The following is a 22,001-nucleotide window of genomic DNA, read 5'->3' as shown; positions in this document are numbered from 1 at the left end:
GTAGTAAGCATGTAGCGAGCAATTAAAAGTACTCGCTGAAGGAAGAACTACTAAGACTCAGAGTTACTTAATTATCTGAGCACATGGAGTTAACTAAAACTCTTATCATAGTAGTTTTTCCATTATCCTACAGGAACATATCTATTTATCTTAGCCTTTATATTATCACTTAATTACTATTTCTTCTCCATTTGCATCAACAACTACATTAGATCCATATCCAATTTCACCTTTTATAATTTTTCTTGCTAAATTATTTTCTAGACTATTTTGTATATATCTCTTTAAAGGTCTTGCTCCATATACTGGATCATAACCTTCTTTTGCCATAATTGTCTTTGCTTCATCTGTTACTTCTAAAGTAATATTTTTATCCTTTAATCTACTTGAAACTTCTTTTAAGAATATATCTATTATCTTCTTGATTCCATTTTCTGATAATGGCTTAAACATAATTATATCATCTACTCTATTTAAAAACTCTGGTTTAAATCTTAACTTCATTTCATTCATAACCTGAGCTCTTATATTATCGTCAACTACATCTTCATTTTTATTTTCTAAAAGATAGCTACTTCCTATATTTGATGTCATAATTATTATTGTATTTTTAAAATCAACAGTTTTACCTTTATTATCTGTTAACCTACCATCATCTAAGATTTGTAAGAATATATTAAATACATCTTCATGTGCCTTTTCAATTTCATCAAATAATATTACACTATATGGATTCCTTCTTACTGCTTCAGTAAGTTGACCTCCTTCATCATATCCTACATATCCTGGAGGCGCTCCAACTAATCTAGATACAGAATGCTTTTCCATATACTCAGACATATCAATTCTTATTATATTTTCTTCAGAATCAAATAAATTTCTTGCTAAAGTTTTTGCAAGTTCTGTTTTACCAACTCCTGTTGGACCTAAGAAAATAAATGAACCAATTGGCTTATTTACATCTTTCAATCCTGCTCTTGCTCTTAATATCGCATTGGAAACAGCTGTTATAGCCTCTTCTTGGCCAATTACTCTTCCTTGCATTTCACTTTCTAATCTTAGAAGCTTTTCTCTTTCTCCTTCTAATAAATTAGTAACTGGAATTCCAGTCCACTTAGAAAGAATCTTTGAAACTTCCTCTTCTGTTACTTCTTCTTTTAAAAGAGCTCCTTCATAGTTTTCTTTTACATCTACTTCTTTTTGTTTAATTTCTTCTTCTAATGCTGGAATTACACTATATTGAATTTCTGCTGCCTTGTTATAGTCATAATTTCTTTGAGCAGCCTCTAAATCTCCCCTTGCATCATCTAATTTAGATTTTAAATCTCTTAATTTAACTATTGCTCCCTTTTCCTTTTCAAATTTTGCTGTCATTTCATCATTTTTAGCTTTTAATTCTGCTATTTCTTTTTCTAATGCTACTAGCTTTTTCTTAGAGCTTTCATCACTTTCCTTAGTTAAAGCCTCTTTTTCAATTTCTAATTGGAATTGCTTTCTTCTTATGTTATCTAATTCTGTTGGTAATGAGTCTATCTCTGTTCTTATCATAGCACCAGCTTCATCGATTAAATCTATAGCTTTATCTGGTAAATATCTATCTTGAATATATCTATGAGATAGTTTTGCTGCTGCTATTAAAGCAGTATCATGTATTCTTACACCATGATGAATTTCAAATCTTTCTTTTAACCCTCTTAGTATAGATATAGCATCTTCTACTGTAGGTTCTTCTACAACTACAGGTTGGAATCTTCTTTCCAGTGCTTTATCCTTTTCTATATATTGTCTATATTCATCAAAAGTTGTAGCGCCTATACAATGAAGCTCTCCTCTTGCTAGTAGTGGCTTTATTAAATTACCTGCATCCATAGCTCCATCAGTTTTTCCTGCACCAACTATAGTATGAATTTCATCTATAAATAGGATTATTCTACCTTCGCTACTTTGAACTTCTTTTAATACAGCTTTTAATCTTTCTTCAAATTCACCTCTATATTTAGCTCCAGCAATAAGTGATCCCATATCTAATGAAAAAATCACTTTATCTTTTAACCCTTCTGGGACATCCCCTCTAACTATTCTTTCTGCCAATCCTTCTACAATTGCAGTCTTACCAACGCCTGGTTCTCCAATTAATACTGGATTATTTTTTGTTCTTCTTGAAAGTATTCTAATAGTTCTTCTAATTTCATCATCTCTTCCTATAACAGGATCAAGCTTATGTTTTTTAGCTAGGTCTGTAAGATTGGTTCCATATTTACCTAATGCATCATATGTTCCTTCTGGATCTTGTGTCTCTACTCTTTGATTTCCTCTTACTTCTTTTAGGACTTCCATGAAATTCTTCTTATTTATATTATATTTATCTAATAATTTTTTAACTTCTCCATTTTTATCTACTTCAATTAATGCAAGCATTAAATGCTCTACACTTATATAAGAATCCTCAAATTTTTTAGCTATATCTTCAGCCTTAACTAAGACTTCTTCAATTTGCCTAGTAGCATAAACCCCAGAGGAGTTAGCACCTTCACCTAAAACTTTTGGCTTATTATCTAATACTTTATTCACATCTTCATCTAATGATTTAACTCTTATCCCCATTTTAGTTAATATATTTGGAATTAATCCATCCTCTTGCTCAACTAAAGCGGAAAATAGATGTATTAATTCTACTTGTTGATGATTATATTTAACTGCTACTAAGCTAGCATTATTTAATGCTTCTTGTACTCTTAATGTCATTTTATCTATATTCATGCTTCACTCCTCCTCATATTTACTAATTTAAACATATTTAATATAACCTATATTCATATAATAATACAAAAGTCAAAGAAAGTCAAAGTTTATTTTTATTTTTTTAAAATTTTCTATTTATCTGTAAATATACTATAATTAAATTATAACTTATTTTTATTAGAAAAGAGGTGATTTTATGAGAAGAGAATATGTGAGTTACCCTGCAGATACTCCAATTAAAATAACTTATGCAAATATAAGAGAATATCCTATACATTGGCATAATTCAATTGAAATATTATATGTCTTACGTGGAAGTATTAATGTTACTATAGATACTGATTCCTTTGAAGTCCTTGAAAAGGAATTAGAAATAATAAATGTTGATGAGTCTCACAGAATCTACAGTGATGAAGATAATAAAGTGCTAATATTTCATATAGATCCATACTTTTTTGAAAAATACTATAAAGATATAAACAATATATTTTTCTATACAAACTCTACTGATGATGGAGCTCAAGAAGGTGAAGAATATGATTTACTCAGAAATTTTCTAGCTAAACTTTTATGTGAGGCTGTCCAAAAGATTGATGATTATGATAAGGAAATTGAATCAATTTTAATAGATTTATTATATCATCTTATAAATAACTTCCATTACTTAACTTATGAAAAAGAAGAATTAAAAGAGAAAACTGAACAACTAGCTAGATATCACAGAATATCTAAATATATATTCAATAATTATGATAGTAATATTACTTTACAAGAAATTGCTAAAAAAGAATTTTTAAGTCCTCATTACCTATCTCATGAGATTAAATATGCAACTGGTTATAGTTTCACTGATTTAGTTAATCAAACTAGAGTTGAGGAATCAGTTAAACTTTTATTGGATAGTGATTTGAGTATCTCGGATATATCAGATGAGGTTGGATTTTCACATGTAAGATATTTAAATAAAAACTTTAAAAATTATTATGGTTGTACTCCACTTCAATATAGAAAGAAGAATAAATTAACTGAAAAAGAACTAGAGGCAATTAAAAACATAGAAATATTAAATCTTGAAGATGCTCTAGAATATTTATCTTCTGAATTAGATGATTATGAACGATTTAATTATGAAAATAAACTATGGAAAATTCATGTAAACATGGATGATAGCCTTGGAGAATTTAACAAGGATTATAGTGAAGTTATAAACTTAGATGATGCCTTTGATTTATTATTAGAAGATAATAAAGATATTCTTGAAGAAATTCAAGAGGAGCTTCATTTTAATTATGTTAGGCTTGAAAATATGTTTAATAGTGATATGGGGGTATTCCCTAAAGCTGACTTTTATAATTGGAATAAAGCTAAAAGTGTAATAGAATTTTTAGATTATATAAGTTTAAAGCCACTTATACTAATTGACAATACTAATTTTACTTTTGATAAATACAAGCAAGTATTAACTAGTTTTTTTGAATATTTTTCAGAGATAGATTATATTGATGTATCTGAATTTAAATTTCAATTTACGCCAATTATATCTGAAGATATAAAAAAATCATTAAAATCTTTTTTAGATGAAGAATATAATTTAGATGTTATTGAAAATGACTTTATATGTGATAAAAGTTTAAATAAAATTTATGATACTGCTTACATGCTTCCATATATAATTCATAATACTCTTTTTAATAAAAACTCTCTAAGTTTCTTAAGAGCTTTTGATGTTTTAGAAAAAGAGATAAGTTTGACAAATGAAGTATTTATAGGTGCTCCTGGTCTTGTTAATGATATGGGAATTAGAAAACCATCCTATTATGCATACTACCTTCTTAGTAAATTAGGAAATGAGATAGTTGCAATGGAAAATGGCTATATCGTAACTAAAAAAGATGATGAATATTGCATTTTATTATACTCATACAATGATGAATTAAATGATATGCAGAACTTTGAAGATATATTTACTAAACGTGGTAAAAGAAAAATTTATAAAAGAAAAATTTCTTTAAATATTGAAAATATCAAAAAATCATCTAGAATAATTACTTATGAAATTAGTGAAAGAGTTGGCTCTTCTTATAACTATTGGTTATCCATGGGTTCTCCTGATAGACTCAATAAAGAAGAAAAGGAAATTTTACACAAAGCATCTTTTCCTAAGATAGAATTTAAATATTCAAAGAAAAATACAATATTGAATATAATTACTGAACTTAGAGGTTATGCTGCTAAGCTAATTTTAATAAAAAACATTAAATAAAGTACAAAGAAACCAAATTTTAAGGTTTCTTTGTACTTTTTTAATTTGCTCATTTAACTTTTAATAACCTAAATGTACTTAAATATCCACACTTAAGTCAATGCTTTTATATTTATATTAAACTATAATTTATATTATAATAATAAACTAAAAAGTTTAGAAAGGATTGATTATTTAATGAGAGGCTTATTCTTTATGCCTGGTATATTATCAAAATACTCAATATTAAGTATGCTAACAGCAATTTTACATCCATCCAAATAAACTATACATGAAATGAACATCGTTTTTGAATTTTATATTCATTTTAATAAGTAAAGTTAATATTTAAATAAAAAAGAATAAATAAAAGGTACTAATATACCTTTTATTTATTCTTTTTCCATTTTCATGGCTAAAGTAAAATATTTTAAAGAGTCTTTCACCTCTCCTAACTTATAATACATTTCTGCCATGTCCAAATATCTTTCATACCTTTTTTCTTTATTTGCAAACTTAAATAAAGAATCCAAAGATAAATTCATATACATTTCTGCTTGAATATATAATCCCTTCTTTTGAAGTATCATTCCTTTTAAATAATAAGCATCTTCTATTAATACTATATCATTTGTATCAATAGCCAAATTTAATGTTGTATCAGTAATTTCATATGCTGTATCATACTCTTCATTATTATAAAGGGTTCTTATACATTTATTTAGAAACTTAACATACTTCACTTTATTATCAGGTGGAAATAAATCTATTCCCTCTTTAATTTCCTTAATAGCCTTTTCTCTTTCATTTACATAAAAATAGCTTTCTCCATTTTTTCCTTTTGATAAAGCCAAAATCATTACATTTTTCTTTTGATATTTATAAGCTAATTTTATATATTTATCTGAATCATTTTTCTTTAATCTAATACATACAGAAGCAAAGCAATGATATATGTCACCCTTTTCCATATCATTATCTATATAATTTATGTACTCTATTGCCTCTTTTATAGAACTATATGTTTCTTCTAATAATCCTAATTTCTCATAAGATTTTCCTTCTTTATAGCAAATATATGAATATTTCTCTTTATCGAACTTCTCAGAATCTTTTATCAGATCTCTTGCTCTACTATAATAATTTACTGCTTCATTGTACTCTTTAATACTATAAAAAAAAGTAGCCATATCTATGTAGTAAGTTATTGTATTCTCACGAGTATTATTTTTTTGATATAAATCATAATATTGAGATATTATGATTTGTATATTTTCAACCTTATTCCTCTCTACATAAAAATTAAACAGTATATGCATAAGTTCGAAAGCTAAATCATCATAGGAATATTCTAAAGCATAATTTAAGTTATGGTTTATTACATCATCTATTTCATCTTCTGGTATTGAATTATTTCTAATTAATTCAAGATTACTAACTATTTGTTCTTCTACATCTCTAACTAAATAGTCATAATCAATTTTAAGCTTATTAGATATATACTCTAGAATATCTTTATCTGCCTTTATTTTTCCATTCTCAATGCAGCTCATTTTTGATATGGATACTTTATCCCCACATAATTCTTTTAAAGTTATCCCTTGATATACCCTTGCTCTTTTAATTTTTTCTCCAGTTGATAATATTTCCATTTAAACCCCCGCTTGAGTTAATTTTTAAGTATTCCTATTTCCTTAAAAATATTAACTCCTTCATCTAAATATTTAGCTGCTTCAAAATCTCTTTTATTATCTATATAAAATTTTCCTATCATAATTGCTAATTGAGCTGATTTCTTCTTTAAGTTGCTCGACCTAGATAACTTATAGGTATCTAATAAAATATATTCCGCTTCTTTAGTCATTTCCTTTATTGTATAAATTCGATACCATAATATATTTAAATCTATTAATTTCTCCATATCATCTTCTTCTATATATGAAGCAATTTCTTCTAGAACTTCCTCACACTTAGAAATATTCTTTAACTTAATATAGTTCTCGCATATATTTATTAGAGTATCAACTATTTTGTAGTCTTTTCTTCTCATTCTTATATCTTTAGATATTTCATAATGTTTAAAAGATTCTTCTATATTTTCAAATTCATAAAATAACTTACCTAAATTATTCTCTATTTCAGATATATTATTCAATTCATCTAACTCTTTATATACTTCTAAAGTTTTTTGAGAATATTTAATGGCATTAGTTAAATCTCCCTTTTTATTATATTCTTCAGATATTAATAGTAAAGTTTTCGCATATTCTTCTCTATTGTGAACTTGCTCAAATTTACTTTTTGCCAAAAATGAATAATCTATGGCCTTTCCAATATCTTCAGTTTTAAAATAAGATCTCGCCATATAGTAGTATATCTCTCCAAGTAATGAATCATTTCCAATACTATTATCTAAGTAGACCTTTTCAGCTTGTCTTAAATAACTATTTGCAGAATGATATGCTTTCAACATTAATGTTATTTTACCCAAATTCAAAAAGGTATTTATAATTTCTTCATAATTATTATTCTTAATAAATATTACGTTTGATGATAAGAAAAATTGCTGTGCTAAAGTTAATTCGTCCTTAGCCATGTATATTTGAGCTCTTAGATATAGTATTTTTGCCTTTCTATATTCTAAATTATATTTCTCTACATAATATAAAGCATTTTCTATGTACTTTTCTCCTGTTATATAATCTCCTGATAAAATATAGGATTCAGCAACTTGTTCATAATAAATACTAATTTTTTCAGCCTGAGTTTCTTCTGACTCCATTAAATACTCAACTGAGGTTTGTAATGCACCTGCTAAGTATTCTAATAAATCCATAGAGGGATTAGATCTCCCTGATTCTACTAAGCTTATTTGTCCAGGGGTTATCCTATCTCCAGCTAAATCTTTAAGAGTCATATCTAATTCTTTTCTTTTCCTCTTTATTTTTTCCCCTAATGCAAGAATTTCCATCAACACTCTTCCTTTTCATTACTATAAATTAATATTTTTTCATTTTTTGTTTTTTATTCAATTATATCATAATTTAACCAATTTAAATAGTAATTGTTATAAGCTACTCTCCGAATTAGATTTTTTTCGTCAAATTATAAATTTTATAATCAAATTTAGAATATTTTTTCATTTTTTATTTATTATATCATTAAATATATCTAAAATACTATAAAAAATTCAAAATATTGTTATTAAAATTGCATAGATTATAGTACTATTTTAATAATAACAACAAAAAAAGAGTAGATTTACTACTCTTTTACTTAATATAATCCATTATTGTTTCATATGCATCGCCAGCCATATGCATTGCTCTCTTACTAGCTCTTTTTATATTCTTTTGTGTTCTTCTATCTAGTTGTGGTAAAACCATAGCGCTTACTGCCATTCCTAGCATTGCACCAGCTGCCATACTTCTCATCATCTTTGCCATAATAATCACCTCTATAAATATTTTGATTAGATATATTTATTATTAGTAATATTATTATCTTTACTCTATGAAAATTATGGAATCTATATTATTTTTGTTTATTATATAAATACTCCGCATATTTTAATACATCTAATTGATTTTCTAAAGATATTTTTTTCATAAATATATTTAACTGATCTATTATCTTTATACTTTCATTTTCTCCATTAGTACAATTTTCATTAGTAGAACCTTCACTATTACATGAATCAAGTGCTATAGCTACATCCTCTTCACTATTTCCTACAACTATTATTTTACCTTCTTTTCCATTAACAATTTCTAAAATTTCTTTTTTAATTTTGTTACTAGCTACATATAATTCATTTTTATCTAGCCATTTATCAACTACCCTATCTGAAACAATTGATAACTCTTGCTTGCATTTTTCATCAGCAATTTCATTAAATAAATCTCCTGTATGGCTATCAACTTTTACAAAAATAACTTCTATTCCACTTTTAATTAATTCATTCATTTTATTATAGTAATTAATAGATGACTCTTCTCTTCTTTCCCAAAATCCAGTAGCATGATGTGCAATACCTTCATAATCGTGGAATATAACCACTTTCTTATCATTATTTCTTATTGCATATTCGACGCCTTTTATTGCCGCTTCCAACTCTCCTGCAATTTGTCTAATATTACTTTTAGTATTATCCTTTGCAGCTGAAGATTCTATATATTCTACAATATTATCTCTGACAGCAACTAATCCATAAGAATACTTTTCAGTACTTATGCTATAGCTCCCATCAACATATATATGCAAACAATCTTCTGGGTATTTATCTATTCCCTTTTTTAATAGCTTGCTACCTTCTTCTAGGAACTTTTTAGCTTCATTTATATCTTCAAAGCTCTTATATTTTGCCCCTTTAACACCCTTTACATATTTCAAACATTCGGCCCATGTATTAACGATTATATTTTCTACCTTTTCATTAGTAGTAAAATTAAATCCTTCTTTTATTGCATAAACTTTTTTGCCCATACTCTATGCTCCTTAATATATAAATAATTTTTTATAATGACATGACTTCTTCCACAAAATTATAAACTTTTTCCACATTTCTTGCACCAGTAAAGTTAGTAACATATTCTATTATATTTTTAATAACCAAAACAATATCATTTTTTCCTTCCCAATTTTCCAATATTACATTAATTGAAACATCAGCAATAATCCTATCAAGTGCAAAAAACGCCACTGCTATCTCATCCACTTTTCCTATGAAAGGAATATTATCTGGTATTATATCCGTTGGAAATGCAATATATGCAATTGCTCCTGATATTATTAACTTAGTACTTACTGGTACTCTCTTATCTTTTAATAGTCTATATAATAAAGCAGCCATATCAGGTATTATAAATAAATAATCACTATAAGTCTTTATTTTTTGAGGTAACTTATTTTCTAAATACCCTCTTCCATTACTATAACAGTCTTTAACCTTTTCTATGTTTTCATTAATTTCTTCAATAACCTCTTCAGCCTCAATAGCTTCTGGCTCTTCTTTTGTTATTGCCCCCTCTAAAGAAATATTTATATTTGTTACATCTACATTTAATATATTTTGCTTAATATGTATATCTGCAATATCTAAATCTACATATGGTACATCTCTTAATAAACTTTTTAAATTTATAACAACTTTTCCATCTTCATAGTTTATACCCTTTTCTTCTAATGATTTAAGAGTATATTTTAATGCCATTTTTCTAAATAAAGAGAACACCTTAATTTTTGCTATTTTAAATGAAGAAACTTCTCCATGAATAACTCCATTTTCAACTCTTTTAACTCTTAACCCAGCAATAAAATCTATTTTAAAGCCTTTAACGTAACTCCCAAATAATTTTATTTCCTCACCGATTTCAATCTTAGCTAAATTTAATCCTTCTACCTTTACGAAATCATTTATAATACTTAATAAGTCTTCTCCTGTTAATGAAACCTTTACCCCTGATATATTCATAATTACCTCCTATTATACAAGTTATTTATGCATTTAAGTACATGTCTAAGTTTGTCCCAATTATATATAAAGCCTTGTCCTTAATATATACATCACTTATAGATGTATTATATAAAATAGCTTCACTATTTATCTTTGCTAAATCAATGATTATATTATTATCTTTTATATTTATATAATCTTCTCCAAGCATTTTGACAACAGCTTTTAATATTATATTACTTGCTCCTTTTAATAACCCTAAGCTAGTTATATTTAACTTTTGAGTTTCTAATATTATTTTATTTTCAGAAAAGCTTTTTATATATACAACGCCCCTAAAAGTTGAGTTTATTTTTGACCTAATTTTCCCCATGAACTCTATTCCATTAGTAATTTCTACATGGGTTACCTCTATTCCTTTTTCTTCTCCTTTTAAATTAATTATCTCAATAATATCTTCTGCCATTAATACAGTTGAGCTAAGCATTTTTTCAAATCTCTCCTTGCTATATTACTTTTTAAAGATATTAGTCTAACTAGTCAGTTATTTAACTTAAAGTATACTCCATTTGTAATAGTTTTAAAAGATATCTTTTTAATTTTACAAATACACCAATACTTACATTGGAAAAATATATGATTTTAAGTAGACTAAATATTTTAAAATGTTACAATATTCTTAAAAATTCATCTTCTATTTAGGAGGTAATGATGAACAAAATAAAGAAAAATATAATTTGGATACCAATAGTTACTGCTATTATATCTACATTAGTTTTAGGATACATAAGTTTTGGCTCCAAAGCTAACCATAATAAACAATATTCAAATTTTTTAGAAGATATAACTAGTAATAATATTTCTAAGGTTATTGTTAATAATAACTCTAATTTAACTGTATTCTTAAAAGACGGATCAAAATATTCAACAAACAATCCTGATAGTCCTACTTTGAAAGAGGAGTTATTAAAAAATAATATAGAAGTACTAGATCAAAATAGTACAAGTCCTACAAAAACAGTTGCTTCAAGTATTCTTTTAATATCAATTATTTCAATTGTTTTTGTAACTATTAATAAAAGAAAACTTGGAACATCAAGTATGACTAATTTAGATGTTAAAGATTTTTCAGAAGATCAAAATGCTCTAAACTTTGACTATGTAGCTGGTAATGAAGAAGCAAAAGAAAGTCTTATGGATATAGTAGATTTCCTTAAAAATCCTCAAAAGTATAAAGATTATGGTGCTAGAATGCCTAAAGGAGTTATCCTTTATGGTTCTCCAGGTACAGGTAAAACATTACTTGCTAAAGCAGTAGCAGGTGAAGCTAAAGTTCCATTCTACGCATTAAGTGGATCAGACTTCGTACAAGTTTATGTAGGGGTTGGAGCTGCTAGGATTAGAAATTTATTTAAAAAGGCAAAAGCTCAAGGTAAAGCTGTTATATTTATAGATGAAATAGATGCAATAGGCAAAAAAAGAGGTGGTTCAAGCGCTTCTAGTGGAAATGATGAAAGAGATCAAACTTTAAATGCTCTATTAACTGAAATGTCAGGCTTTGGTGAACAAGAAGGAATAGTTGTTATAGCTGCAACTAATAGATTAGATACTCTTGATTCAGCTTTATTAAGACCTGGTAGATTTGATAGACATATAGAAGTTTCGTTACCTGATATAAGTGCAAGAGAAAAAATAATATCATTGCATTTAGAAAATAAGCCTTACAATAATCTTGACTTAAAAGATATAGCTAAAAAGACAGCTTATTTTTCAGGTGCAAAATTAGAAAATTTAATTAATGAAGCTGCAATTATTGCAGCTAAAGAAAATTCTAGGTTACTGACACAAGATCATATAAACAAAGCATATTCTATTGTTCTTGCTGGTTATGAGAAGAAAGAAAGAAGCCATTATCTTGAAGAAGATATGCTATTAACTTCATACCACGAAGCTGGACATGCTCTTGTTTCATTAATAAAAACACCTGAAGATAAAGTTTCAAAAATAACTATTATTCCAACAACTAAGGGTGCTGGAGGATATACATTAACTATACCTAAAGATAGTTCTTATCAAAGATTAGACTATCTGAAAAATAGAATCATGGTACTCCTTGGCGGAAGAGCCGCAGAAGAAATTATATTTGGACAAGATAAAATTTCAACTGGAGCTCAAGGTGACCTAAGTCAAACAACTGAAATGGCAATGTCCATGATTTCAGAGTACGGTATGGGAAAAACATTAGGTCTATTAAAACTATCTAGCCTTGGTCCACTTTCAAATAGCTATGGAAATCCAGTAGTTGAAGAATGTAGAGAACTTGTAAATTCTCTATATGAAGAAACTTTAGAATTACTTAAAGAAAATAAAGAAATTCTAAATAAAATAGCCATGAATCTTATAGATGAAGAAACATTAGATGAAAAAGAAATATACAGTATATTTAATAAAAAATTAAGTACCGAAAATTTTTAGATTTTAAGGGATAGTCATTAGTTTGTATAAAAACAACCCTATTGACTATCCCTCATTATTTTCTTGATTTCTACTTTTCATTTTTTAATAGTCAAGCTGTTTTAATTTTAAAATTAATTGTTCTTGGCTTGCTTCTACTAATTTGTATGATATTATTTTTCTTTCTATTTCTTTTTGAACCTTATCTGAATTACTAAACAAGTCTCTAACCATATTAATTGCATAAGCAAGAACAGTTGCGCCTCCAGCACTACCTAGCTCAAATCCCATACTTTCGGTTTCTGAAAGTTGTCCTTTCATTAGCTTATATATTTCATTACAATAAGCTCCTTTTATAATTATAATATCGTATTTATATTCTAATCCAATTAATAATTCCGATGGATTAAATGCTTCAAATGCTGGATTTTCCTTTTCTAAAGCTATAAGTTCATCCAATACAGTACCTGGAGTTTTATTTAAAGCTTCAGCTAAAGCCATTATTATCTTATTAGAATACTTTTCTATTTTCTTATTTGTATGAGTTGAAAGTAATTGTTGACTAACTCCAGTCTTTTTATATATATCATATCTCTTACTATTATTCCTTTGTAAATATAAATCTAAATAATTCATTTTCATTTCCCCTTTTATTTTATTAATCTATATTTGTTTATTACTAAAATATTTTTTACTACTTAATTATATTATATCATATTTTTTTAGAAATGTTCCTAAAAAATCAAACTTATTACAAATAAAAAAACTAAGCAATATTACTTAGTTTCTAAATTTAATTCATTCAATTTTAAGTAAGGTTCATTATTTTAAAAAGTTATTCTCTTACTCTTATAAAGGGGAGTCGCGTTTCGCGACTCCCCTTTGAATTATTTATTTTATCACCTAAAAGATATTCTTTAAATAATATATTCTCCTATCGCCTTTTAAACTATTGATTTTATTACCTTAGAATATTTTCCCCTTAATTTTTTCATTCTGTCATTTTTTCATTCTTCCTATTACTATCAGGGTATGGAACAATGTAAGCTCCCTTAAGCCCATTCTTATTTAATTTAATCAATTCTTCTTCCGCTTCTTCATAATCTCGATAGTATCCTAAACAAATTCTCCAACCCTCTCTTGTTGGCGTTTTAGGTTTTTTTATTGGAATATCAATTAAAACCTTATCAACCATAGCTAAGCAAGCTTTAGCTACCATGTACCCATATTTAATACTACTAAAGTTTTTCTCTATGTCTTCGTTAGATATAAATTCTGCTTCAATGATGACTGCTGGCATATTAGTTTCTCTTAAAACAGTATAACTTGCTTCTTTTATTCCCCTATCATTAGATTTTAAATTTGCTAATAGTTCATCTTTTATAAATTTTGCTAAATCTTCTGATTTACTTCCTTTTTCAAAGATTACTATTTCGCTTCCTTTTATAAAGTCATCAACAAAGGAATTCATATGGAAGCTAACAAAATAATCTGCATTCCAGTTATTTGCTATATTTACTCTGTCTTTTGCATCTATATTTACATCTGATGCTCTAGTCAGTAATACTATTTCTCCATTTCTTTCTAACAACCTTTTAGCTTCATATACTGCTTCTAAGACTATATCAGCTTCTCTTCTACCATGTTTCCCTATTGCCCCTGGGTCATTGCCACCATGTGCTGCATCTAGTACCCATTTTGCCAATTCTGTCCCTCCTATTATCTGTATATAAAAATACAGATATTGTATTATTTCATAATTTAGTATACTTATGATTTCAATACTTGGTTACAAAATTAATTTCTATCTCTTCAATTTTGACAAATATAAAAATTACTCGCCTTATAGTCTTAATAATTTCATTAATTACTTGCAAAATATAAAAGCCACTCCAAACTTTAAAATCTAGGAGTAGCTTTCTACTAAATCTAATTTTCTTTTATTTTATTTTTTATATTATTAAGATATTTTTCAATCTCTATATTTTCTCCTGATCCCTGTGCCAATATTTTGCTTCCTCCACCTTTTCCATTTATCTCTTTAATAGTTTCCTTTAATAGTTTCCCCATATTAACTTGTTCCAAATCTTTAGAGCATGAAAATAATATATTGGTCTTATTATTATTTATAGTAGCAAATAAGCAAATAATATTACTTCTATCACCTATTTTATTAGCTAATTTTCTTATATAATCAATGCTTCTTTCATTAAATATCTTTGTTATGATTGTCAAATCATTTTCTTTACTTGAATTAGAAAGTATATTTTCTATTTCATAGTTTATAAGCTCTTCTTCTAACTTTCTTTTCTCGTTACTTAAAGCATCTATATTACTTTTTAAGTTTTTTATACTATTTAATGCTTCTTCTTCATTGCTACTTAAATAATTACATATTTCTTTTAGCATTTTATCTTTATATAAAGAATCTTTTACTGCCCTTTCTCCTGATAAAAACTCTATTCTAGTATTATTTTTATTCTTTTCATACTTTTTAATCTTAATTAGCTTCAAATCTAATGTTCTCTTTGGATGAACTCCACAGCATGCATTTATATCCAAATCTCCAATTTTAACAACTCTTATTTCTTCCTCAGTATTTGGTAAATCTCTTCTTAAATTCATATTTTCTAGTTCTTTTTCATTAGGTACAAAACTCTCTACTAAAATATTTTCTCTTATTATATCATTTGCCATTTTTTCAGTTCTTCTCACTTGCTCTTCAGTCAAATGCCCAATAATATCTACTGTGCTAATATCTTTTCCTAAATGTATACTTACTGTGTTACAATTAAAAAGCTTAAAAAAACATCCTGATAATACGTGTTGAGCTAAATGCTGATGCATTCCATCTTCTCTTCTATCCCAATCTAATTTACATTTAACACTAATTGAGTCTGCTATATCATGAGAAACAACATGATATATTTTCCCATTTTCTTCATACACATCTAATACATTTATTCCATTTAGCTCGCCTAAATCACAAGCTTGACCTCCCCCGCCTGGAAAAAATGCTGTTTTATCTAATAATATATGAAATTTATTATCTATTTCTTTTATATCTGTAACTTTTGCTTCAAATTCTTTTAAATATTGATCTATGTAATATAACTTCTCCATTTTTTCACCTATTAATAATCTTCCTCACCAATTAAATATATTTCTTTTGATATATTTGCTATCATTTCATATGCCTCATTACCCCAATCTAAAAGATATCTCTCATCTTCGCTTCCATTTTCATAAGGCTCATCACTTAAATCACCTATGTCCTTTGTCAATACTACTATTATATAAGGATCTTTAGCATATATAATTCCACAGTCATGGGCATATCTATAATAATCTCCTATCTTATGAGCAACTATGTCATAAGGTAAGTATTTATCTAATCTATCATGAAATACAGTTTCTTTCATATATTCTATAAGCTTTTCATAATAAGGGTTATTATCTGGATTTTCATATAGTCTTTCTAATACCTTATATAGATGCCTTGCTGTAATATAATTCTCATAAGGAATACTATCATCTTCCATTATATCTCTTAAATAGTCCGTTAATGATATTTTACTTATTCTATGAAGCATATTTTTAGTAATATTATCCGACTCAACTATAGATAAATAAATAGCTTCTTCAACAGTTATATTAGGAATTTCCTGTAAATAATATAAAACGCCACTTCCACCTTCACTATCTAACTCTTCATAATAAATAGTATCTTCTAAAGATATTGCTCCTTCAAAAACTTGATCTAAAATCATCATACATAAAGGTATCTTTGTTGTACTTGCTGCTATATAATATTTATCTGTATTTAATATATATTCATCATCTGTATTTAGATTTTTATAGTATATAGACATATTATCCTTATAATCTCCTGCTATTTCATCTACCTTTTTATCTATTATACTATTTGTTTTAGCATTACTTTTTTCAATCTCTTTGACTTCCTCTTTTTGGGCACACCCTTGAAAAGATAATATAAGCACAACAATTAATACGATATATACTTTTTTCATTTATATCTCCTGCTTCAAAGCATTTTATTTTAGTTATATTTTTATAATTATTATACCATAAATGAATCTTTATAATTCTAAATACAAAAGAAAAGAGTAAGTAAAAAATTATTTTTTACTCACTCTTTACAGTCTATATTTTATATCCTACTTACTTTCTAGAAAGTTGGAATTACTGATCCATTATACTTCTCTTCAATGAATTTCTTAACTTTATCTGATGTTAAAGCATTAGTTAAAGCCTTAATTTTTTCACTATCCTCATTTCCTTTTTTCACCGCTAATACATTATGATATTTTTTAGAAGCTTCTTTAGTAGCATCTTCTAAATATAAAGCATTTTCAGCTGGATTTAATCCAGCTTCAAGTGCATAGTTTCCATTAATAACAGCAATACCCACTTCTTCTAAAACCCTTGGTAATTGAGCTGCTTCAAGCTCTTCAAATTTAAGATTCTTAGGATTTTCTGTAATATCCTTTGGTGTAACTAATTCCCCTTCTTTTAATTTTATTAATCCTGCACCCTCTAGTACTCTTAAAGCTCTTGCTTCATTTGATGGATCATTTGGCACTGCAACTGTTGCTCCTTCTTTTAATTCATCTAAGCTTTTAATAGTTGAAGAATAAACTCCTAGTGGCTCTAAATGAATACCTTTTGTATAAGTTAAGTCTAAGCCTTTTCCTTCATTAGTTTCATTTAAATATGCAACTGTTTGAAAATAATTTGCATCTAGCTCTCCTTCTGCTAGAGATGTGTTAGGTGTTACATAATCTGTAAACTCTACTATTTTAACTGTATATCCTTCTGCTTCAAGATCAGGCTTTATTTCTTCTACTATTTCCTTATGAGGAACTGGAGTAACACCTATTGTTATTGTTTTATCTTCACCCTTTGATCCTGTTTCAGCTTCCTTATTTGTATTTCCACAACCTATTAAGCTTATTGCTAAAGCCCCTGTTAATAATAATGATAAAATTGATTTTCTTTTCATTTCTTTAACCCCCTCGAAATAATTGATAATGCATAATTGACAATTGATAATTTAGGATATAACTCTTTCAGAGTTCTTTTAGTTAAATGTCTTTCATACATTTATCTTCTATATTTTAATTTAATTTTTGTATACTTTATTTTGATAGTTTTTTATATAGATAATTTCCTAGTGACTGTAACGCTTGTACGATTATTATTAGAATTATTACTGTGACAATCATAACATCTGTTTGATATCTTTGATAACCATATCTTATTGCTACATCACCAAGACCACCACCACCTACTGTTCCAGCCATAGCTGAATATCCTATTATACTTATTATGGTTAATGTTAATCCTGATATTATTGAAGGCACTGCTTCTTTTAACATAACTTTAAAAATTATTTGTGTATTAGATGCCCCAAATGATTTGGCAGCTTCCACAACTCCTGGATCTACTTCTTTTAAAGATGATTCTATTATTCTTGCTACAAAAGGCGCTGCTGCTATTGTTAAAGGAACTATAGCTGCTGGTGTGCCAATTGATTTTCCTACTATTAACTTTGTAAATGGTATTATTGCTACCATTAAAATCAAAAATGGAAACCCTCTTAATATATTAATTATTGTATCTAAAACTCTGTATATAATTTTGTTAGGATTTAATCCATTTGGAGCTGTAACTACTAATATAATTGCTGGTATAAATCCTAATATAAGCGAAAATAATGTTGAGAAAAAAACCATGGCAATTGTTTTATTAAACGCTGGTATTAATATTTCTGACATTAATTAAGCACCTCCAATACCACATTTTTACTTTCTAAATATTCTATTACTTTTTCTTTATCCTTTACCTCTACATTTATTACTAAATTTCCAAGTACATCCTCTCTAAATTTCTCTAATTTGCCCCAAACTATTGAAAAATCTAAATTTAACTCTCTAGCCATTTTTGTAATAATAGCATTTTCTGATGATGTACTTGGGAAAAATAGTTTTATGTTAATCCCTGTTGTTGGTAGTAGCTCATCATCTTGATCCCCTAAAAATTTCTTAAGGGAAAGTCCTGGTTTTAAGAATAAGTCTTCTGAATTGCCTTCTGCTTTTAAAATGCCCCCTTCTATTAATGCAACTTTTTCACAAACCTCTTTAACTACTTCCATTTGGTGGGTAACAATAACAATTGTTATACCTAATTCTTTATTTATCTTTGATAAAAGTGCTAATATATCTTTTGTTATTTTAGGATCTAAAGCTGATGTAGCTTCATCACAAAGTAAAATTTTAGGTTCTAATGCTAAAGCCCTTGCTATTGCTACTCTTTGCTTTTGTCCACCACTTAAGCTTGATGGTTTTACATCTGCTTTTTCTGAAAGGCCTACTAAGTTTAAAAGCTCAGTAACTCTTTCTTTTATTTTCTCTTTTTTAAATTTCTTGTAACTATATAACTTTACTCCTTTTTCTTTATTTTCAAGCTTATATTCTTTATACTCTTCTTCATATCCCCATACTTCCAATGGTAATGCTATATTTTCAGATACTGTTTTTCTACTTAATAAATTGAATCCTTGGAATATCATTCCTAACTTTTTTCTAAATTCCCTAAGCTCATATCCACTTAAATTTTTCACTTCTCTTCCCATCACTGTAATTGATCCATCTTCATAGTCTTCTAAACCATTTATGCATCTAAGTAATGTAGATTTTCCTGCTCCACTATGTCCTATAATTCCGTATATTTCTCCTTCTTCTATCCTAAGTGAAACTCCCTTTATAACTTCAACATCATTAAATCTTTTACTTAAGTTATTAATTTTAATCACAAGCCATTCCCCCTTTTAAGAAACTAAAGCAAAATAAAAAACGCACTGGAGAATAAATCTCTAGTGCGCGTAAATTCACATTATTAATTTATTCTCTCATCTATCAGCTAAAAAGCTGCAGGATTTAGCACCAAACTTAATAAGAATAAAATTTTATCTAATACAAATTAGACTTATCATTTAATCCTATTACAGGTTGCTGGGTTTCACAGGGCCAGTCCCTCCACCACTCTTGATAAGAAACGTAATCAAATTATTTAATTTTTCTATTGATATTAATATACATTTATTGGATTAGATTGTCAACCCAATAATTTAAATTTTATGTATTTATTTTTATAAAAACTTAAACATTATAACATCCTTTTCTATGTTAATAAGCTCTGCATCTGTGTTTAACTCAATAAAGTTAATAATATTTTCCATTGTAGAATCTACCTGAGAACTACTTGAACATATTGATGAAATAGCAATTACTATACTTTGATGAATATCTTGATCTTCTACTTCATTTACCGAAATATTAAATTTATTTTTTAACTTTTGAATTATGCTTTTAACTACCATCCTCTTTTCTTTTAAAGAATGTACCCAGCTTGCTCTTAGTTTTATACTCATTACTAGAACTTTCATCTTAAACCACCTACACTACAATTTTTAGATATTATATATCTTAACATTATTATGAATAAAGCTCATAGAGAATATTCTCTATGAGCTTTATTTATAATTTTTATAGGGGATTATTTTAATAACCTAACCAAATTTATTTTATTCTGCCATATAATTTTGTTAAATCATAAATTTCTTTTGCTAGTTTATCATCAAAAGCTTCTGATGAAGCTCTCCATACCCAATTACCACCTAAAGTAGAAGGCATATTCATTCTTGCATCATTACCTAATCCCAAGAAATCTTGCATAGTTGTTATGGCTAAGTAAGCTGGACTTCCCCAAACGCCTCTTATTAATCCTCTTGAAATTCCTTCTTCATAAGTTAAATTTAAATACCTCTTTGCTTTTTCTATTTCTTTCTTGCTTCCTGTAACATTATACCATCCACAAACAGTATCATTATCATGAGTTCCTGTATAGGCTACACAATTAACTGGGTAATTATGAGGTAAATCTCTGCTATCTCCCTCTCCAAATCCAAACTGCAATATTTTCATTCCTGGGAAACCTGTTGTATCTCTAAGTTCTATAACTTCGTCAGTCATCATCCCTAAATCCTCTGCTATTATATTAACATCCCCAAGTTTATCTTTTATTGCATTGAATAACTTTATTCCAGGTCCCTTTGTCCACTGTCCAAATTCTGCAGTCTCATTTCCATAAGGTATCTCCCAATATGCTTCAAATCCTCTAAAGTGATCTATTCTTACTACATCATATAGCTTAAAGCTTTCCCTAACTCTATCTATCCACCAACTATAGCCATCCTTATCTAAGTTATCCCAATTATATATAGGATTTCCCCAAAGCTGACCTGTTGCTGAAAATGTGTCTGGCGGACATCCTGCTACTGTTATTGGCACCATATTCTCATCAACATTAAAGTATTCAGGATTACTCCATATATCTGCACTATCTTCTGCTACATAAATTGGAATATCTCCTATTATTTCAATTCCATTATCATTAGCATATTTTTTTAAACTATACCATTGCTTAAAGAACATATATTGAACAAATATCCAAAAATCAATTTCATTCTTCAATAATGTTTTATAAGAATCTATAGCTTCTTTTTTTCTAAGTCTTATATCATCATCCCAATTTTGCCAACTAACTAAATTAAAATGATTCTTAACTGCCATATATAAAGCATAGTCTTTTAACCAAAAATTATTTTCTTCTATAAATTTATTTATTTCTTTATCATATTTATTTTTAGAATTTTCATGCGCAATTCTTAATACCTTATTTTTATTTATAAATAATTTTGCATAATCTACACAATTTTCATCTAATCCATAATCTAAAGTTGAATAATCTTCTTTAGCTAATAAGCTATCTTTTTCTAACAATTCAAAATCTATAAAATATGGATTACCGGCAAATGCTGAAAAGCATTGATATGGTGAATCTCCGTAACTAGTTTGCCCTAAAGGTAGTATTTGCCAATACCTTTGTCCGCTCTTTTTTAAAAAATCTACAAAGGCAAACGCTTCCATTCCAAATGTACCTATTCCATACTTACCTGGTAATGATGAAATATGCATCAATATGCCACTACTTCTTTTCATAAATTTTACCTCATTTCTCATAAAA

Annotated in this window: 18 protein-coding genes and 1 riboswitch; of the genes, 2 read left to right on the top strand and 16 right to left on the bottom strand. The window is 27.4% G+C overall.

The genetic code is table 11. From position 1 onward, the window contains the following. Positions 1–165 precede the first annotated feature (165 nt). Entirely contained in the window at positions 166–2,760 is a 2,595-nt protein-coding gene (clpB, locus tag J2Z25_RS05595; RefSeq protein WP_209739037.1) for an ATP-dependent chaperone ClpB, read from the bottom strand. Positions 2,761–2,938: 178 nt separating this feature from the next. Between clpB and J2Z25_RS05590 the strand changes: the two genes are divergently transcribed. Further along, positions 2,939–5,005 (top strand): helix-turn-helix domain-containing protein, encoded by a 2,067-nt coding sequence (locus tag J2Z25_RS05590; RefSeq protein WP_008676826.1) that lies wholly within the window; start codon positions 2,939–2,941, stop codon positions 5,003–5,005. Positions 5,006–5,376: 371 nt separating this feature from the next. Here J2Z25_RS05590 and J2Z25_RS05585 read toward each other — a convergent pair whose 3' ends face one another. From J2Z25_RS05585 to J2Z25_RS05560, 6 genes are all read right to left on the bottom strand, one after another. Then, entirely contained in the window at positions 5,377–6,636 is a 1,260-nt protein-coding gene (locus tag J2Z25_RS05585) for a helix-turn-helix domain-containing protein (RefSeq protein ID WP_209739034.1), read from the bottom strand. A gap of 17 nt (positions 6,637–6,653) precedes the next feature. After that, positions 6,654–7,955, bottom strand: a complete 1,302-nt coding sequence (locus J2Z25_RS05580; RefSeq protein ID WP_209739032.1) for a helix-turn-helix domain-containing protein — start codon at positions 7,953–7,955, stop codon at positions 6,654–6,656. Between the two features lie 301 nt (positions 7,956–8,256). After that, complete coding sequence (locus tag J2Z25_RS05575) at positions 8,257–8,430, bottom strand: hypothetical protein (RefSeq protein WP_008676820.1); 174 nt, start codon at positions 8,428–8,430, stop codon at positions 8,257–8,259. An 88-nt stretch (positions 8,431–8,518) separates the two neighbouring features. After that, positions 8,519–9,469, bottom strand: coding sequence for a ribonuclease H1 domain-containing protein (locus J2Z25_RS05570; protein WP_209739029.1), 951 nt, complete (start codon positions 9,467–9,469; stop codon positions 8,519–8,521). A 31-nt stretch (positions 9,470–9,500) separates the two neighbouring features. Then, complete coding sequence (locus tag J2Z25_RS05565; RefSeq protein WP_209739027.1) at positions 9,501–10,457, bottom strand: YkvA family protein; 957 nt, start codon at positions 10,455–10,457, stop codon at positions 9,501–9,503. A 25-nt stretch (positions 10,458–10,482) separates the two neighbouring features. After that, entirely contained in the window at positions 10,483–10,926 is a 444-nt protein-coding gene (locus J2Z25_RS05560; protein WP_209739025.1) for a hypothetical protein, read from the bottom strand. A 224-nt stretch (positions 10,927–11,150) separates the two neighbouring features. Between J2Z25_RS05560 and J2Z25_RS05555 the strand changes: the two genes are divergently transcribed. Further along, positions 11,151–12,914, top strand: a complete 1,764-nt coding sequence (locus tag J2Z25_RS05555; protein WP_209739023.1) for an ATP-dependent metallopeptidase FtsH/Yme1/Tma family protein — start codon at positions 11,151–11,153, stop codon at positions 12,912–12,914. Between the two features lie 84 nt (positions 12,915–12,998). On the opposite strand, the gene J2Z25_RS05550 is transcribed toward J2Z25_RS05555, so the two are convergent. From J2Z25_RS05550 to malQ, 9 genes are all read right to left on the bottom strand, one after another. Further along, positions 12,999–13,529 carry a helix-turn-helix domain-containing protein gene (locus J2Z25_RS05550; RefSeq protein ID WP_209739021.1) on the bottom strand — a complete coding sequence of 177 codons (531 nt, stop codon included), beginning with the start codon at positions 13,527–13,529 and terminating at the stop codon, positions 12,999–13,001. 355 nt (positions 13,530–13,884) lie between these two features. Continuing rightward, positions 13,885–14,598 (bottom strand): N-acetylmuramoyl-L-alanine amidase, encoded by a 714-nt coding sequence (locus tag J2Z25_RS05545; RefSeq protein WP_209739018.1) that lies wholly within the window; start codon positions 14,596–14,598, stop codon positions 13,885–13,887. A 224-nt stretch (positions 14,599–14,822) separates the two neighbouring features. Next, the gene (locus tag J2Z25_RS05540) at positions 14,823–16,016 is read right to left on the bottom strand and encodes an alanyl-tRNA editing protein (protein WP_209739015.1); all 1,194 of its coding nucleotides are present in this window, start codon (positions 16,014–16,016) and stop codon (positions 14,823–14,825) included. Between the two features lie 11 nt (positions 16,017–16,027). After that, entirely contained in the window at positions 16,028–16,924 is an 897-nt protein-coding gene (locus tag J2Z25_RS05535; protein ID WP_209739013.1) for a serine hydrolase, read from the bottom strand. A 158-nt stretch (positions 16,925–17,082) separates the two neighbouring features. Beyond that, positions 17,083–17,916, bottom strand: a complete 834-nt coding sequence (locus J2Z25_RS05530; RefSeq protein WP_209739011.1) for a MetQ/NlpA family ABC transporter substrate-binding protein — start codon at positions 17,914–17,916, stop codon at positions 17,083–17,085. A gap of 136 nt (positions 17,917–18,052) precedes the next feature. Then, positions 18,053–18,691, bottom strand: coding sequence for a methionine ABC transporter permease (locus J2Z25_RS05525; protein ID WP_008676803.1), 639 nt, complete (start codon positions 18,689–18,691; stop codon positions 18,053–18,055). Beyond that, complete coding sequence (locus J2Z25_RS05520; RefSeq protein ID WP_209739005.1) at positions 18,691–19,728, bottom strand: methionine ABC transporter ATP-binding protein; 1,038 nt, start codon at positions 19,726–19,728, stop codon at positions 18,691–18,693. The genes J2Z25_RS05525 and J2Z25_RS05520 overlap by 1 nt, the downstream gene beginning before the upstream one ends. A 93-nt stretch (positions 19,729–19,821) precedes the next feature. Further along, positions 19,822–19,970: riboswitch (SAM riboswitch) on the bottom strand. 94 nt (positions 19,971–20,064) lie between these two features. After that, positions 20,065–20,361: a DUF503 domain-containing protein gene (locus J2Z25_RS05515; protein ID WP_008676801.1), complete on the bottom strand. Its 297-nt coding sequence runs from the start codon at positions 20,359–20,361 to the stop codon at positions 20,065–20,067. A 133-nt stretch (positions 20,362–20,494) separates the two neighbouring features. After that, on the bottom strand, positions 20,495–21,976 hold the full coding sequence (malQ, locus tag J2Z25_RS05510; RefSeq protein WP_209739003.1) for a 4-alpha-glucanotransferase: 1,482 nt from the start codon (positions 21,974–21,976) through the stop codon (positions 20,495–20,497). Positions 21,977–22,001 lie beyond the last annotated feature (25 nt).

The sequence above is a fragment of the Clostridium tertium genome, from assembly GCF_017873245.1.
GTDB classification, from domain to species: Bacteria; Bacillota; Clostridia; order Clostridiales; family Clostridiaceae; genus Clostridium; species Clostridium tertium.
The sequence above is the reverse complement of the archived record's forward strand: the minus strand, read 5'-3'. Positions and strand labels throughout refer to the sequence as shown.